We start from the raw sequence: 14805 nt of genomic DNA on the forward strand, positions 1-14805 counted from the left end.
TCCACTTGGCGCGGCCCCGGGCATGCCCTACATTGCGTTTGCCGACGGGGTCGGCCCGACAACCCATCTACGAACAACGGAATCACACACACATGGCGAAGAAAGCTACCAAGGCGGTGACGAAGGCCGCCCCGAAGAAGGCCGCTGCGAAGCCGGCCGCCGCTCCGAAGCCGATCAAGGAAGCCCTGACCAAGTCGGGCCTCGTCGCACACATCGCCGAGGCGACCGGTGTTGCGGCGAAGGACGTGCGCGCAGTCATGGGCGCCCTCGAAGGCGCGGTACACGCATCGGTCAGCAAGAAGGGCGCGGGTGCGTTCACCCTGCCCGGCCTGTTGAAGATCACCTCCGTCAAGGTCGCGGCCAAGCCGAAGCGCAAGGGCATCAATCCCTTCACCAAGGAAGAGCAGTGGTTCGCCGCGAAGCCCGCCTCGATCAAGGTCAAGGTGCGCCCGCTGAAGAAGCTGAAGGACGCCGCTGCCTGACGGCACGCGCCATGGTGGTACCTGCTCGGGACGGCATTCGCCGTCCCGAGTCGTTTCCGGGCCCGCGACATTCCCGCAACACCCGGTCGCGCATCCTCGGCACCCGTCCGGCGCGGTGCCGGAATCCGTCGACATGCACGAACCAAGGAACCCGTGAATGAACCTGCAAGGCTTTCTCGACCACCTCCTCAAGTCGCAGGCCGGCGGAGCGCCCGGCGCGGATGGCCAGCCGTCGCCAGGCGGCCTGCTCAACGCGGATTTCGGCAAGGGCGCGATCACCGGCGGCGCCCTGGGCCTGCTGCTTGGCAAGAACAAGGCCACGCGCAAGCTCGCCACCTACGGCGGACTCGCCGCGGTCGGGGTGATGGCCTACAAGGCCTACGGCGACTACAAGGCGCAGCACGGCGACGGCCACGCCTCGCCGCAGACCGTCGACCGCCTGCCGCCGGCGCAGGCCGCGCTGCACAGCGAGGCGATCCTGCGCGCGCTGGTCGGCGCGGCCAAGGCCGACGGCCACATCGACGAACGCGAGCGCGGGGTGATCGAGGGCGAGTTCGCGCGCCTCAACCCCGGCACCGAGGTGCAGCAGTGGCTGCACGCCGAACTCGCCAAGCCGCTCGATCCGGCGGAGGTCGCGCGCTCGGCAACCACGCCCGAGATCGCCTCGGAGATGTACCTCGCCAGCCTGATGGCGGTCGACGAGCAGAACTTCATGGAACGCGCCTACCTCGACGAACTGGCGCGGCAGCTGAAGCTCGACGACGAACTGCGCCAGCGCCTCGCGCGCGAACTCGACCTCGCCTGAGCGTGCGCGCGCTCGGCAACCTGGCCGCCTGGCTCGTCGTCCTTGCGGCCTTGCTGGCCGTGGCGCACTGGTGCTGGCGACAGCCGTTCATGGCCAAGCCGCGCACGTTGTGGGAGCTGTCGCGGATGCCGGCACCCGAGGCACTGGCGATGCCGGTCGCGGGCGTGCGCGCCGCGCAGGTCGCCGACACCTTCGGCGCGGCGCGGGGCAGCGACCGCACGCATGCCGGCGTGGACATCTTCGCGCCACGCGGCACGCCCGTGGCCAGTGCCACACGCGGCATCGTGTCCTCGGTGCGCGAAGGCGGGCTGGGCGGCCGCCAGGTCTGGGTGCTCGGCCCCGCGCGGCAGCGCCACTACTACGCGCATCTCGACGACTGGGCATCCGGCCTGGCGGAAGGCGACGTGCTCGCCGCGGGCAGCGTGATCGGCCACGTGGGCGACACCGGCAATGCGCGCGGCACGCCGCCGCACCTCCATTACGGCGTGTATGGCAGCGGCGGCGCCATCGACCCGCTGCCGCTGCTGCAGGCCGGAGACGGCAAGCAACAGGCGCCGCGGGCGCGATGATCGACGACAGGGCGGCGCGGCGCTAGGCTTCGCATGTCGCGCGGAGGCACCGCGCGCAGGAGCTGCGTACGGCATGGACAAGCGCTTCTTGATCTGCGGGATCGTGGTCGCCGCGGCCGCACTCATCCTCGGTGTTGCCGTGCACGGGCTGCTGCTGCGCCCCGACTACCAGGCCCTGGCCCCGCTTTACCGCACCCCGGCGCAGGCCGACGCGCACGCCGCCTGGATCCTGCCCGCGTACCTCCTGCTCGGGCTGTCGATGACCTGGCTGTACCGGCGCATGCCAGCCAGCGACGGCGTCGACCTCGGCCGCGGCGCGCGCTTCGGTCTCGCGATCGCGCTGGTGTCGTACGTCCCCTGGCATATCTTCGCCTTCGTCGCGCAGCCGCTGCCGATGTCGCTGATGCTGCGCCAGGTCGCGCTGGACCTCGTCGCCATGCTGCTGCTGGGCATGCTGCTGGCGTGGCTGCAGCCGCACCGCCGGGTGCTCACCGACCCGCCCTGACGGGCACTGACGGCGCGTTCATCTGCGCTGCGTATCGTCGTCGGTCGTCCGCCCATACGCCTCCGCCATGACCCGTTTCCGATTGCTCCCCTGCCTTCTCGTGCTGGCACTGGCCGCCTGCGGCGACGACAGCGAGCGCGCGCAGGCGCGCGTAAACGTGGATGGGGACGACGTCGCGGCGCTGCCGGCGCCCGCGCAGTCCGGCGGCTCGGTGACCGGCATGCCCGACGCGCCCGGCCCCGGCAACGTGCCGCTGGGCGGGATGCGCGCCGGGGCCATGACGGCGGACGGCGTCGCGATGGTCGTGCCCATCACGGGTGCCATGCCCGGTGATGGCGGACTGCCGCCCCTCGAGGACAACCCGGAGACCGGGCTGATTGGCGTTGTTGACCTGTCTGCACCGCCGGCACCGGACGCATCCATGGCGTGGGCCGTCCAGCCCGTGCAGCCCGTGCGCCCCCTGCAGGTCGCGGCGACGGCCGCGGCACCGGCGAGCGCGGATGCGGTCGCCGTGGTCCGCGACTACTACGCCGCGATCACGCGCGGCGATCACGCGCGTGCATACGCGATGTGGTCGGATGGCGGGCGCAGCAGCGGCCAGACGCCGGAACAGTTTGCGGCCGGATTCGCCGGGACGCGGGCGGTGGTGCAGCCGGGCGAACCCGGCGTGGTCGGCGCGGGCGCGCGCCTGGTCGAGGTGCCGGTATCGGTCACCACCATTCGGCCCGACGGCAGCGAGCTGCGCTACGTTGGTGCCTACGTCCTCAGGCGCGCCACGGCCGACGGCAGCGGCGCATGGCGCATCACCTCCGCGCAGCTGCGCGAATACCACCCCTGAGCCGGCGACCGCCTCTCAGCGCTTGGGCTGCAGCATGGTCCCGGTGCACTTCGCCGCGCCGCAGCGGCAGCCCCAGAGCTTCTTCAGCTTCGGCGTGTGGCGCTCGTCCAGGACGATGCCGTAGTTGTAGGTCAGCTCTTCGCCGGGCTTGATGTCGCGCAGCGCCTGGATCAGCACCTTGTCCTTGTGGCGGCGGTCCCTGTCGTCCTCTTCGATCACCGCTTCGCAGTTGGGCGCGCAGCTGTGGTTGATCCAGCGCGCCACGTTGCCGTCGACGTTGCCATCGATCACGTACTCGTCGTTGAGGGTGAACAGGAAGGTGTGGCCGTCCTCGTCAAGCTCGCCGTACTCGGTGTCAACCTCGTCGTGGGTGCGCAGCGCGCCCTTGTAGCGCACCACGCGCTCGCCCTTGGCGATTGGGGCGATGGCGAATACGCCCTTGCCATGGATTTCGGAGTCGCGGGCCTCGATCTTGCGGATCCTGGCGCTGGCTTTTTCCTTCTTCGACATCTGTTCTTCGCCGGCAAAAAATCCATTGTGGTGCAAGTTCCGCGGTTCTGCCATGGCAGCTGAACGTGACGGCTTGGACCGCGCGCGAGCAAAGAGTACAATTTCGGTCCTGATTGAGGACCCCCCCATGCTCCGCGTCACCCGCCTGACCGATTACGCCACCGTGGTGCTGACCGTGCTCGCCGCGCGGCCCGGCCGCGTGCTGAGCGCGGTCGAACTGGCCGAACACGCCGGCCTGGAACCGCCCACGGTCAGCAAGGTGCTGAAGCCGCTCGCACAGGCCGGCCTGGTGGATGCCTTCCGCGGCGCGCATGGCGGCTATCGCCTGTCGCGTGATGCCTCGGACATCAGCCTGATCGCGATCGTCGAAGCCATGGAAGGGCCGCTGGCGATGACCGAATGCAGTCTCGACGACACCAGCTGCGGCATTGCCAGCCAGTGCGGCGCGCGCGCCAACTGGCGGCGCATCAACGACGTGGTCGCCGACGCGCTGCGCGGGGTGAGCCTCGCACAGATGCTCGACACCCCGCCCCTCCCCGACACCCCACCCGGCACATCGAGGCGCATCCCCGCACGCCTCGCCGTGACCTGAGTCCACAGGCAGTCCGATGGCCACCCAGATCGCACCACAGGAAGAGGTTCTCGCCAACCGCGAGATCCACGAACAGCTCGGCCGTCGTTACGACGCCGGCTTCATCACCGACATCGAGTCCGACTCGTTCGCCATCGGGCTGGACGAAAACACCGTGCGCGCGCTTTCGGCGAAGAAGGAAGAGCCGGAGTGGATGATGGAATGGCGCCTGGCGGCCTATCGCCACTGGCTGACCATGCCGGTCCCGCACTGGGCCAAGCTGTCCATCGCGCCGATCGACTTCCAGGCGATCAGCTACTACTCGGCCCCCAAGGGACCGAAGTACGCCTCGCTCGACGACGTGCCCAAGGAACTGCTCGACACCTACGACAAGCTCGGCGTGCCCTTGCACGAGCGCGCACGCCTTGCCGGGGTCGCGGTGGATGCGGTCTTCGACTCGGTCTCGGTGGGCACCACGTTCCGCAAGGAGCTGGCCGAGAAGGGGGTGATCTTCTGCTCGATGTCGGAAGCCATCAAGGACCATCCGGACCTGGTGAAGCAGTACCTCGGCACCGTGGTGCCGACCGGCGACAACTATTTCGCGGCGCTGAACTCCGCGGTGTTCTCCGACGGCTCGTTCGTCTTCATCCCCAGGGGCGTGCGCTGCCCGATGGAGCTCAGCACCTATTTCCGCATCAACGCGGGGCACACCGGCCAGTTCGAGCGGACGCTCATCATCTGCGAGGAACGCGGCCAGGTGTCGTACCTGGAAGGCTGCACCGCGCCCATGCGCGACGAGAACCAGCTGCACGCCGCGGTGGTCGAGCTGGTGGCGCTGGACGATGCCGACATCAAGTACTCCACGGTGCAGAACTGGTACCCCGGTGACGAGAACGGCGTGGGCGGCATCTACAACTTCGTGACCAAGCGCGCCGAGTGCCGCGGTGCGCGCAGCAAGGTCACCTGGACCCAGGTCGAGACCGGCTCGGCGATCACCTGGAAGTACCCGAGCTGCGTGCTGCTGGGCGACGACTCGGTCGGCGAGTTCCACTCCGTGGCGCTCACCCACCACCGCCAGCAGGCCGACACCGGCACCAAGATGATCCACATCGGCAAGCGCACCAAGAGCACCATCGTCAGCAAGGGCATCAGCGCCGGCCACGGCCAGAACACCTACCGCGGCCTGGTGAAGATCGCCGCCGGCGCCGACGGCGCACGCAACCACACCCAGTGCGACAGCCTGCTGATCGGCAAGACCTGCGGCGCGCACACCTTCCCCTACATCGAGGTGAAGAACCCGGGCGCGACCGTCGAGCACGAAGCCACCACCTCCAAGATCAGCGACGACCAGATGTTCTATTGCCGCAGCCGCGGAATCAGCGAGGAGGACGCGGTGAGCCTGATCGTCGACGGCTTCTGCAAGCAGGTGTTCAAGGAACTGCCGATGGAGTTCGCGGTGGAAGCCAAGAAGCTCCTGGAAGTCAGCCTTGAAGGCTCCGTCGGCTGACCGCCGGCCCCCGCGAACATCCCACACCGGACCCCACACATGCTCAAGATCGACAACCTCCACGCCTCCATCCCCGGCGGCCGTGAAATCCTCAAGGGCCTTTCGCTCGAAGTGAAGCCCGGCGAAGTGCACGCGCTGATGGGTCCCAACGGCGCCGGCAAGTCGACGCTCGGCAATATCGTCGCCGGACGCGCTGGCTATGACGTCACCGCCGGCACGGTCGCGTTCGAAGGCGCCGACCTGCTCGCTCTGGACCCGGAGGCGCGCGCCGCCGCCGGCGTGTTCCTCGCGTTCCAGTACCCGGTGGAAATCCCGGGCGTGAACAACACCTACTTCCTGCGCAGCGCGCTCAACGCCCAGCGCCGCGCACGCGGCGAAGCCGAGCTCGATTCGATGCAGTTCCTGAAGATCGTGCGCGAGAAGCTCGGCGTGCTGCACCTCGACGACCAGCTGCTGCACCGCGGCGTCAATGAAGGCTTCAGCGGCGGCGAAAAGAAGCGCAACGAGATCTTCCAGATGGCGGTGCTGCAGCCGAAGCTGGCGATCCTCGACGAGACCGACTCCGGCCTCGACATCGATGCGCTGCGCCAGGTGGCCGACGGCGTCAACGCGCTGCGCTCGCCGGACCGCGCCTTCCTGGTGATCACCCACTACCAGCGCCTGCTCGACTACATCAAGCCGGACGTGGTGCACGTGCTCGCCGACGGCCGCATCGTGCAGAGCGGCGGCCCGGAACTTGCGCTGCAGCTCGAGGCCCAGGGCTACGAGTGGATCAAGGACCGCGTGGCGCCGGAGGCCGTCGCCTGATGGCCACGCTGCTCGACTCGCTTGCCGCCGGCTTCGGCGGCGCGGCCACGCGTCGCGCGTCGCTCGATGCCGCGCTGCGCGACGGCCTGCCGGGCGCGCGCAGCGAAGCCTGGAAGTACACCTCGCTGCGCGCGCTCGAGCGCCGCGGCTTCTCGCCTGCGCCGCTGCCGCACGACGCGATCGATCCTGCACTGCTCGCCGGCATCCCGGCGCCACGCCTGGTGTTCGCCAATGGCCGCTACCTGGCCACCGCCTCGGACCTCGACGGGTTGCCGGAAGGCGCGCGGCTGCTGCCGCTGTCCGCCGCGCTGGCCGATCCCGACCCGCGCGAGAGCAACTTCCTCGACAAGGCCTACGCCCGCGCCGACGAGGTATTCGCGCGCCTCAACGCCGCGCTCGCCGATGACGGCGCGGTGCTGCGCGTGGCCGAGGGCGTCGCGATCCCCGCGCCGGTCCACCTGGTGTTCGTGGGCGCGCCGGCCGAGGGCGACCTGGCCTGGCATTCGCGCCACTTCATCGAGCTGCGCCGCGGCGCCAGCGCCACGGTGATCGAGCACCACATCGCCGGCGGCGAGCACGCCCATCTCGGCAATGCGCTGAGCCATGTCCACATCGCCAGCGGTGCCGTGCTGCGCCACGCGCGTATCCAGGACGAGGCGGCGAAAGCCACGCTGTTCACGCGCACCGACGCGGTGCTGGCCCGCGATGCCACCTATCGCCGCCTCGACCTCGAACTCGGCGCCGGCCTGTCGCGCCATGAGCTCAACGTGCGCCTGGAAGGCGAGAACGCCGAGCTCGTCGCCAACGGCGTGATGCTGGCCTCCGGACGCCGCCACCTCGACACCCGCCTCGGCATCCGGCACATCGCCCGCGATACGCGCAGCCAGCTCGGCTGGCGCGGCATGGCGGCGGGCCGCGGACGCTGCGTGTTCCATGGCGGCATCGAGATCCGCGAAGGCGCCGACGGCAGCGACGCGCGCCTGTCCAACAAGAACCTGCTGCTGTCCGACACCGCCGAGATCGACACCCAGCCGGTGCTGGTGATCCATGCCGACGAAGTCCAGGCCGCGCACGGCGCCACCGTCGGCCAGCTCGATCCCGACGCGATGTTCTACCTGCGCTCGCGCGGCCTGGCCGAGCCCGAAGCGCGCGCGCTGCTGACGGCCGCGTTCGTGCGCGAGCCGTTGCTGGCCGTGGTGACCACGCCCGCGCTGCGCACGCTGCTGGAGGCGGTGCTGGACCGCGCGGTGCAGTCCCAGGCGCTGGCATGAACGGTCCGGGCCAGCTGCATCCCCATCCTGACCCCGCCGCGCAGGCGCTTGCGGCGGACGCGGTTGACTGGGCGGCGGTACGTGCCGATTTCCCGCTGCTCGCGCGCGAAGTGCACGGCAAGCCGCTGGTGTACTTCGACTCTGCAAACACCGGTCAGAAGCCGGCCGCGGTGATCGACGCGGTCGACGCGTTCTATCGCCACCACAACGCCAACGTCAGCCGCGCCGTGCACCAGCTGGGTAGCGAGGCGACCGAGGCGTATGAAGGCGCGCGGCGCAGGATCGCGCGCTTCACCAACGTGCGGGCGGACGACCTGGTGCTGTGCAGCGGCACCACGTTCGCGATCAACCTGGTGGCGTACTCGTGGGCGCTGCCGCGGTTGGGCCCGGGTGACGCGATCCTGCTCACGCGCATGGAGCACCACGCCAACATCGTGCCCTGGCAGCTGGTGGCGCAGCGCACCGGCGCGCGCATCGAGGTCGTGGAGCTGCTGCCCGACGGCAGCCTCGACCTCGACATGCTGCGCGCCAAGATGACCGGCGCCGTCAAGCTGCTGGCCGTCACCCACGTCAGCAACGTGCTCGGCACGGTCAATCCGGTGGCCGACATCTGCCGCGAAGCGCGGCGCCGCGGCATCACCACCGTGGTCGACGGTTCGCAGGCCTTGCCGCACCGTGCGGTCGACATCGCCGCCATCGGCTGCGATTTCTACGCCTTCACCGGACACAAGATGTGCGGGCCGACCGGCACGGGCGCGCTGTGGGCACGACGCGAGCACCTGGCCGCCATGCCGCCCTTCCTCGGCGGCGGCGAAATGATCACCGAGGTGCGCCTGGACGGCACGCTGTTCGCCGATCCGCCGCGCAGGTTCGAGGCCGGTACGCCCAACATCGCCGGCTTCATCGGCCTAGGCGCGGCGGTCGACTACCTGGACGCGCTCGGCATGGCCAACGTGGAGGCGCGCGAGCAGGACCTGCTGGCGCACTTCAACGAGGCGCTGGGCAAGATCGACGGCCTGCGCATCCTTGGCACCGCGCCCGGCAAGGCCGCGGTGGTGTCGTTCGTGGTCGACGGCGTGCATGCGCACGACCTGGCCACCCTGCTCGATCTCGAAGGCGTGGCCATCCGCTCCGGCCAGCACTGCGCGCACCCGCTGCTGGAATGGCTGGGCGTCACCGCCACCTGCCGCGCATCGCTGGCGTTCTACAACACGCACGCCGAAATCGAGGGCTTCGTGGCGGCGCTCGGCAAGGTCCGCCGCCTGCTGGCCTGAGCGCGCCGGCGCGCCCATGGCCCGGCCGGCCTGCCAAAATGGCGGCATGGACACCACCGCGCCCGCGCCGAATTACCGACCCGCCAGCAACGACGACATCGACGCGCTCGTTGCGCTTGTGACTTCCGCCTATCGTGGCGACGCCAGCCGCGCCGGCTGGACCACCGAAGCCGACCTGCTCGACGGTGACCGCATCGACGCCGACGTGCTGCGCGGCGACATCGCCCGGCCGCGCAGCCTGGTGGTGCTCGCCGAACAGGCGGGCCGCTTGCTGGCCTGCGCCCACGTCGCCGACGACCACGGGCGCGGCTATTTCGGCATGTTCGCCGTCGCGCCGGGGCACCAGGGCAGCGGCATCGGCCGCGCGCTGCTGGCGGAGTGCGAGCGCATCGCACGCGAGCACTGGGGCCTGGCGACAATGCGGATGACGGTGATCGATGTCCGCGAGGAGCTGATCGCGTGGTACGAGCGCCGCGGCTACCGGCGCACCGGCGAGCACAGCGCGTTCCCGTATGGCGATAGCCGCTTCGGCATCCCCCGGCGCGACGACCTGCGCTTCGAATACCTGGAGAAGGCGCTGTGAGCGAGACCTGGACCTTCGTGTGCGCCACCGGCGAGCTGCTGCCGGGCGAAATGCGCACCGTATTCGACGAGGTGACCGGTACGCCGATCCTGGTCGTGAACCTGGATGGCGACCTGTACGCGCTGGAAGACCAGTGCAGCCACGAGGAGTTCGAGCTCTCCGCGGGCGCGCTGGATGCCGCCGACGCCACCATCGAATGCGTCCTGCACGGCGCGAAGTTCGACGTGCGTGACGGCCGCGCGTTGTGTGCGCCGGCCTATGAGCCGGTGGCCAAGTTCCCGGTGAAGCGCGACGACGCCGGGATCTGGAGCCGCGACGACCGCGAGTGACATCACGACGCTCCTGCTTCGCCGATCGCGAACGCCTGGCCAGTGTTTACAAATGCCAATCATTCTCATTACCATTCGCATCCGGTCCCGGCCCAAGTCCTGAAGAGCCTCCTGATGCGCTATCCGCTGCTCCCACTGTCCGTCGCTCTCCTTGCCGCTATTGCCCCGCCAGCGATCGCCTCCGGTGGGGCTGCGGCGCAGTCCACCCCCACCGACCTCGACCGCATCGAGGTTCACGGCCAGCGCCCTGCGCCCTACGCCGTCGACGCGACCACCAGCGCCACCCGCACCAGCACCCCACTGCTCGATACGCCGCAGGCGATCAGCATCGTCACTCGCGAGCTGATGCTCGACCAGGGGATGAACTCGCTGGCCGACACCGTCCGCTACCTGCCCGGCGTGACCATGGCCCAGGGCGAGGGCAACCGCGACACCACGGTGATGCGCGGCAACAGCTCGACCGGTGACTTCTTCGTCGACGGCCTGCGCGACGACGTGCAGTACATCCGCGACGTCTACAACATCGAGCGCGTCGAAGCGCTCAAGGGGCCGAACGCGATGATGTTCGGCCGTGGCGGTTCCGGCGGTGTCCTGAACCGCGTCACCCGCAAGGCGGACTGGGGCGAGCACCACGAACTCACCGCCCAGACAGGCTCCTGGAACCGCAGCCGCTTCACCATCGACCAGGGCCAGGCGCTCGGCGACGCCGCGGCCTACCGGGTCACCGCCTTGGCGGAGGACTCCGACAGCTACCGCGACGGCATGACCGTCGCGCGCTATGGCATCAACCCCACCCTGGCGCTGCGCCTGGGCGAAGCCACCACCGCCACCTTCGGCTACGAGCACTTCCGCGACGACCGTGTCGCCGATCGCGGCGTGCCCTCGCGCGACGGCCGGCCGCTGGCGACCGATCCGGAGACCTTCTTTGGCAGCCCCGAGCTGAGCCCGGTGTGGGCGCGGGTCAACGCGTTCGATGCGGTCCTGCAGCACGACTTCGCCGGCGGCGCCTGGCTGCGCAACGCCACCCGCTACGCGGTCTACGACAAGTTCTACCAGAACGTGTTTCCCGGCAGCCTGCGCGGCGACCTGGTTTCGCTGGGTGCCTACAACCACCGCACCGACCGCGAAAACCTGTTCAACCGCACCGACCTCGGCTTTACCGTCCAGGCCGGTGGCACCACCCACGCCCTGCTCGCCGGTATCGAGCTGGGTCGACAGGACACCGACACCTTCCGCCAGACCGGGATCTTCCCGGCCAACAGCAGCTGCCAGCCCGGGACGCCGACGGTGACCAGCTCGTTCTGCGTGCCGCTGGACGACCCGCGCTACCGCGGGCCCATCGGGTTCGCGCAGAGCGCGAGCGATGCCGACAACCACAGCGTGGCCAAGGCCTCCGCGCTCTACCTGCAGGACCAGATCGAGTTCTCGCCGCATTGGCAGGCGGTGCTCGGGCTGCGCCTGGACCGCTTCGAGATGGAGCTGCGCAACCACCGCAACGGCGAGCGGCTCAGCGCCGAGGACAACCTGCTGTCGCCGCGCGCCGGCCTGGTCTACAAGCCAGCCGAAACGGTATCGCTGTACGCGAGCTATTCGGTCACCCACGTGCCGCGCTCCGGCGACCAGCTGTCCTCGCTCAATGCCGACAACCGCGCCCTGGATCCGGAACAGTTCCGCAACAGGGAGGTGGGCGTGAAGTGGGATATCCGCCCCGGGCTGGCGCTGACCGCCGCCGCCTATCGCCTCGACCGCACCAACGTGGCGGTCGCCAACCCGGCCTACGACCCCGTCACCAACCCCGATGCCCCCACCTCGATCCTCGTCGACGGCCAGCGCAGCGAGGGGCTCGAGCTGGGCATCGCCGGCAACGTCACCGAGCGCTGGCAGGTGATGGGTGGCTACGCCTGGCAGGACGGCGAAAACCGCGTGGATCGCCGAAACCTGGCCAACCTGCCCCGGCATACGGTGTCGCTGTGGAACCGGTATGACGTGACGCCCGATTTCGGCATCGGCCTGGGCGTCGTGCACCGCGACGACATGTATGCGGCCGCCGACAACGCGGTGGTCGTGCCCGGCTACACCCGTGTCGATGCCGCGGCGTTCTATCGCGTCAGCGCGCGCCTGCGGCTCCAGCTCAACGTCGAGAACCTGACCGACCGCGAGCACTTCGCTTCGGCCCACAGCAACAACAACATCAGCCCGGGTACGCCGCGCGCCTGGTACGTCGGCCTGCGCCTGACGTTCTGACCGCGCGGCAGACGCCTGCACCCAGGCACATGAGAGCCAGTCAAGGCACTCCGGCATCCTCAATCCAGAGACTCCATGCAACCGCAGCCCTTCACGCGCGCCCGTCCGCGCCTCGTCCCGCTTGTCCTCGCCCTCTCGGCAATCCTCTCCTCCCCTGCCCTGTACGCCGCAACGGACGCCGTCGGTGACCCGGTGGACCTCGACCGCGTCGTGGTGACCGCGACCGGCTTCGAGCAGAAGCTCACCGAAGCGCCGGCCAGCATCAGCGTCATCACCCGCGAGGAACTTGCCGCGCGCCCCTACACCACCCTGGTCGACGCGCTGCGCGACGTCGAAGGCATCGACGTGGGCATGGAAACCACCGACAAGAACGGCCAGGGCAGCATCAGCATGCGTGGCCTGCCGTCGGAGTACACGCTGGTGCTGATCGACGGCCGCCGGCAGAGCAACGTCGGCCAGCTGTATCCCAACAACTTCGGCGGCGGGCAGTTCAGCTTCATCCCGCCGCTGGACGCCATCGAACGCATCGAGGTGGTGCGCGGGCCGATGTCCACGCTGTACGGTTCCGACGCCATGGGTGGCGTGATCAACATCATCACCCGCCGCGTCGGCCCTGCATGGACCGGCTCGGTCACCCAGGGCTTCACCGTGCAGCAGGAGGACGAGTTCGGCGACGCGCGCACCACCGATGTCTACCTGAGCGGCCCGCTGGCCAGGGACGTGCTGGGGCTGACCGTGCGCGGCAGCTGGTACGACATCGACGAGTCGATGCCGGAATGGGATCCGCTGCCGCTGCCCGACGGCAGCCTGTGGGAGCGCACCATGGGCTTCGGCGGCGGCGGCAAGCAGGTCGCCAACACCAGCTGGAACGCCGGCATGCGCCTGGCGCTGACCGCCCACGACCACCACGACCTGTGGCTCGACTACGACATCGCGCGCCAGAAGCACGACAACACCCGCGGCCAGACCGGAACGCTCGACGGCATCGACAGCCTGTGGCGCAGCGGCAACGCGACGCTCGCCGGCGGCGGCACCCGCCGCGTCGTGCAGCCGCGCGTCGGCTACACGCCATACCAGCGCTATGAACGCGAGCAGCTGGCGCTCACCCACGTCGGCCGCTGGGACTTCGGCACCAGCCAGACCAGCCTTACGCGGCACACCACCAGCAACCTCGGGCGCTCGCTGCCGCTGACCATCGCCGAGCGCGGCGAACTGCAGGACCTGTGGAACGAGGTCTGCGCGCGCCGCGCCCAGGCCGCGTACTGCAACAACGGCACCGGCGCCGCCGGCATCGCCTCGAGCGCTCTGACAAGCGACGAACGCGCGCGGCTCGAGGCCTTCCTGCCGCGGCCGCTGCGCGTGATGGAGCTCGACGGCCAGGTGCTCGACACCCGTCTGGACATGGGCTTCGGCGACCACCAGGTCACGGTCGGCGGCCAGTACAACGACACCGACATGGAGGACGGCGTGTTCGGCATGGACGGTGCCGGCTTCCGCGACGGCACCATCCAGACCCATCGCCAGTGGGCGCTGTTCGCCGAGGACAACTGGGCGCTGTCCGACCGGCTCACCGCCACCCTCGGCGTGCGCTACGACCGCCACAACATGTTCGGTAGCCAGGTCAGCCCGCGCGCCTACCTGGTGTGGAAGGCCGACGAGCGCTGGACCGTCAAGGGCGGCGTGAGCACCGGCTACAAGACCCCGCGCCCGGACCAGCTGTTCCCGGGCATCACCGGATTCGGCGGCCAGGGCGTGAGCCCGTTCGTGGGCAGCCCGGACCTGCAGCCCGAGACCAGCCGCAACTACGAGCTGGCCGTGTACCACGACGCCGGCCGCTACGGCTTCGACGCCACGCTGTTCTTCAACAAGTTCGAAGACAAGATCGCCAGCGGCGACAACATCCCGAACTGCGAAGTGGCGCCTGCCGGCGGCGGCTACTGCGTGGACATCGGCCCCGGCTGGGCGGCGCTCGGCTACAACACCTTCAGCCAGTCGATCAACATCGCGTCCGCCGAGACTCGCGGCGTCGAGCTGGCGGGCCGCGTGGACATGACCGAACGCTGGCTGCTGCGCGGCAACTACACCTGGACCAGGAGCGAGCAGACCAGCGGCGACGAGCGCGGCAATCCGATCGCCGGCAACCCGGCGGAGCACATGCTCAACGCCAACCTTGCCTGGCGCGCCACCGATGCGCTGACGCTGTCGTTGATCGGCGAAGGCCGCTACGACCGCTATCGCGACACCCTGCTGCCCGGCGTCGCCAACGTGTCCGAGCGCACCGTGCGCCATTACGACGACTACACGGTGTTCCACCTTGGCGCGAACTGGAAAGCGAGCGATGCGTGGACGGTCAACGCCCGCATCAACAACCTGGCCGACAAGGACTTCGTCTCGCAGAGCTGCCTGCTGGCCACCAGCCAGGCCGAATACACCTGCGTCGACGACTATGCGGTCAAGGAAAAGCGCCGCAGCCTGTGGCTGTCGGTGAACTACCGCTTCTGATGCGACCG

General features: G+C 69.5%; 15 protein-coding genes. 14 read left to right on the plus strand and 1 reads right to left on the minus strand.

All coding sequences use genetic code 11. The annotated features are described in order from the left end of the window. Nucleotides 1–92: 92 nt before the first annotated feature. The 5 genes from H5368_RS06470 to H5368_RS06490 all read left to right on the plus strand — a co-directional run bounded on the left by H5368_RS06470 (nt 93) and on the right by H5368_RS06490 (nt 3199). On the plus strand, nt 93–482 hold the full coding sequence (locus H5368_RS06470; protein WP_182823828.1) for an HU family DNA-binding protein: 390 nt from the start codon (nt 93–95) through the stop codon (nt 480–482). 157 nt (nt 483–639) lie between these two features. After that, nucleotides 640–1287, plus strand: coding sequence for a tellurite resistance TerB family protein (locus H5368_RS06475; RefSeq protein WP_182822526.1), 648 nt, complete (start codon nt 640–642; stop codon nt 1285–1287). Nucleotides 1288–1337: 50 nt separating this feature from the next. Continuing rightward, nucleotides 1338–1856 carry a M23 family metallopeptidase gene (locus tag H5368_RS06480; RefSeq protein WP_255486471.1) on the plus strand — a complete coding sequence of 173 codons (519 nt, stop codon included), beginning with the start codon at nt 1338–1340 and terminating at the stop codon, nt 1854–1856. A gap of 73 nt (nt 1857–1929) precedes the next feature. Beyond that, complete coding sequence (locus H5368_RS06485; protein WP_182822529.1) at nt 1930–2361, plus strand: hypothetical protein; 432 nt, start codon at nt 1930–1932, stop codon at nt 2359–2361. 67 nt (nt 2362–2428) lie between these two features. Further along, on the plus strand, nt 2429–3199 hold the full coding sequence (locus tag H5368_RS06490; RefSeq protein ID WP_182822531.1) for a hypothetical protein: 771 nt from the start codon (nt 2429–2431) through the stop codon (nt 3197–3199). A 15-nt stretch (nt 3200–3214) separates the two neighbouring features. Here H5368_RS06490 and H5368_RS06495 read toward each other — a convergent pair whose 3' ends face one another. Then, complete coding sequence (locus H5368_RS06495; protein ID WP_182822533.1) at nt 3215–3709, minus strand: SET domain-containing protein-lysine N-methyltransferase; 495 nt, start codon at nt 3707–3709, stop codon at nt 3215–3217. A gap of 127 nt (nt 3710–3836) precedes the next feature. Between H5368_RS06495 and H5368_RS06500 the strand changes: the two genes are divergently transcribed. The 9 genes from H5368_RS06500 to H5368_RS06540 all read left to right on the plus strand — a co-directional run bounded on the left by H5368_RS06500 (nt 3837) and on the right by H5368_RS06540 (nt 14797). Then, nucleotides 3837–4301, plus strand: coding sequence for an SUF system Fe-S cluster assembly regulator (locus H5368_RS06500; protein ID WP_182822535.1), 465 nt, complete (start codon nt 3837–3839; stop codon nt 4299–4301). 16 nt (nt 4302–4317) lie between these two features. Next, complete coding sequence (gene sufB / locus H5368_RS06505; protein ID WP_182822537.1) at nt 4318–5787, plus strand: Fe-S cluster assembly protein SufB; 1470 nt, start codon at nt 4318–4320, stop codon at nt 5785–5787. A 39-nt stretch (nt 5788–5826) separates the two neighbouring features. After that, nucleotides 5827–6594, plus strand: coding sequence for a Fe-S cluster assembly ATPase SufC (gene sufC / locus H5368_RS06510; protein ID WP_182822539.1), 768 nt, complete (start codon nt 5827–5829; stop codon nt 6592–6594). Then, nucleotides 6594–7865 carry a Fe-S cluster assembly protein SufD gene (sufD, locus tag H5368_RS06515; protein ID WP_182822541.1) on the plus strand — a complete coding sequence of 424 codons (1272 nt, stop codon included), beginning with the start codon at nt 6594–6596 and terminating at the stop codon, nt 7863–7865. The genes sufC and sufD overlap by 1 nt, the downstream gene beginning before the upstream one ends. Then, entirely contained in the window at nt 7862–9139 is a 1278-nt protein-coding gene (locus H5368_RS06520) for a cysteine desulfurase (RefSeq protein WP_182822543.1), read from the plus strand. The genes sufD and H5368_RS06520 overlap by 4 nt, the downstream gene beginning before the upstream one ends. A gap of 46 nt (nt 9140–9185) precedes the next feature. Beyond that, nucleotides 9186–9722 (plus strand): N-acetyltransferase, encoded by a 537-nt coding sequence (locus H5368_RS06525; RefSeq protein WP_182822545.1) that lies wholly within the window; start codon nt 9186–9188, stop codon nt 9720–9722. Then, nucleotides 9719–10051: a non-heme iron oxygenase ferredoxin subunit gene (locus tag H5368_RS06530; RefSeq protein ID WP_182822547.1), complete on the plus strand. Its 333-nt coding sequence runs from the start codon at nt 9719–9721 to the stop codon at nt 10049–10051. Before H5368_RS06525 ends, H5368_RS06530 begins: the two co-directional genes overlap by 4 nt. A gap of 114 nt (nt 10052–10165) precedes the next feature. Beyond that, nucleotides 10166–12295: a TonB-dependent siderophore receptor gene (locus tag H5368_RS06535; protein ID WP_182822549.1), complete on the plus strand. Its 2130-nt coding sequence runs from the start codon at nt 10166–10168 to the stop codon at nt 12293–12295. A 75-nt stretch (nt 12296–12370) separates the two neighbouring features. Further along, nucleotides 12371–14797 (plus strand): TonB-dependent receptor, encoded by a 2427-nt coding sequence (locus tag H5368_RS06540; protein ID WP_182822552.1) that lies wholly within the window; start codon nt 12371–12373, stop codon nt 14795–14797. Nucleotides 14798–14805 lie beyond the last annotated feature (8 nt).

Origin of the sequence: Luteimonas sp. MC1782 (assembly GCF_014164605.1) — a bacterium.
Lineage (GTDB): Bacteria > Pseudomonadota > Gammaproteobacteria > Xanthomonadales > Xanthomonadaceae > Luteimonas.

Excerpts from the sequence above, each read along its gene's own strand:
- H5368_RS06470 (WP_182823828.1), top strand. The coding sequence starts at position 93 with ATGGCGAAGAAAGCTACCAAGGCGGTGACGAAGGCCGCCCCGAAGAAG.
- H5368_RS06475 (WP_182822526.1), top strand. The coding sequence starts at position 640 with ATGAACCTGCAAGGCTTTCTCGACCACCTCCTCAAGTCGCAGGCCGGC.
- H5368_RS06485 (WP_182822529.1), top strand. The coding sequence starts at position 1,930 with ATGGACAAGCGCTTCTTGATCTGCGGGATCGTGGTCGCCGCGGCCGCA.
- H5368_RS06490 (WP_182822531.1), top strand. The coding sequence starts at position 2,429 with ATGACCCGTTTCCGATTGCTCCCCTGCCTTCTCGTGCTGGCACTGGCC.
- H5368_RS06495 (WP_182822533.1), bottom strand. The coding sequence starts at position 3,709 with ATGTCGAAGAAGGAAAAAGCCAGCGCCAGGATCCGCAAGATCGAGGCC.
- H5368_RS06500 (WP_182822535.1), top strand. The coding sequence starts at position 3,837 with ATGCTCCGCGTCACCCGCCTGACCGATTACGCCACCGTGGTGCTGACC.
- sufB (WP_182822537.1), top strand. The coding sequence starts at position 4,318 with ATGGCCACCCAGATCGCACCACAGGAAGAGGTTCTCGCCAACCGCGAG.
- sufC (WP_182822539.1), top strand. The coding sequence starts at position 5,827 with ATGCTCAAGATCGACAACCTCCACGCCTCCATCCCCGGCGGCCGTGAA.
- sufD (WP_182822541.1), top strand. The coding sequence starts at position 6,594 with ATGGCCACGCTGCTCGACTCGCTTGCCGCCGGCTTCGGCGGCGCGGCC.
- H5368_RS06520 (WP_182822543.1), top strand. The coding sequence starts at position 7,862 with ATGAACGGTCCGGGCCAGCTGCATCCCCATCCTGACCCCGCCGCGCAG.
- H5368_RS06525 (WP_182822545.1), top strand. The coding sequence starts at position 9,186 with ATGGACACCACCGCGCCCGCGCCGAATTACCGACCCGCCAGCAACGAC.
- H5368_RS06535 (WP_182822549.1), top strand. The coding sequence starts at position 10,166 with ATGCGCTATCCGCTGCTCCCACTGTCCGTCGCTCTCCTTGCCGCTATT.
- H5368_RS06540 (WP_182822552.1), top strand. The coding sequence starts at position 12,371 with ATGCAACCGCAGCCCTTCACGCGCGCCCGTCCGCGCCTCGTCCCGCTT.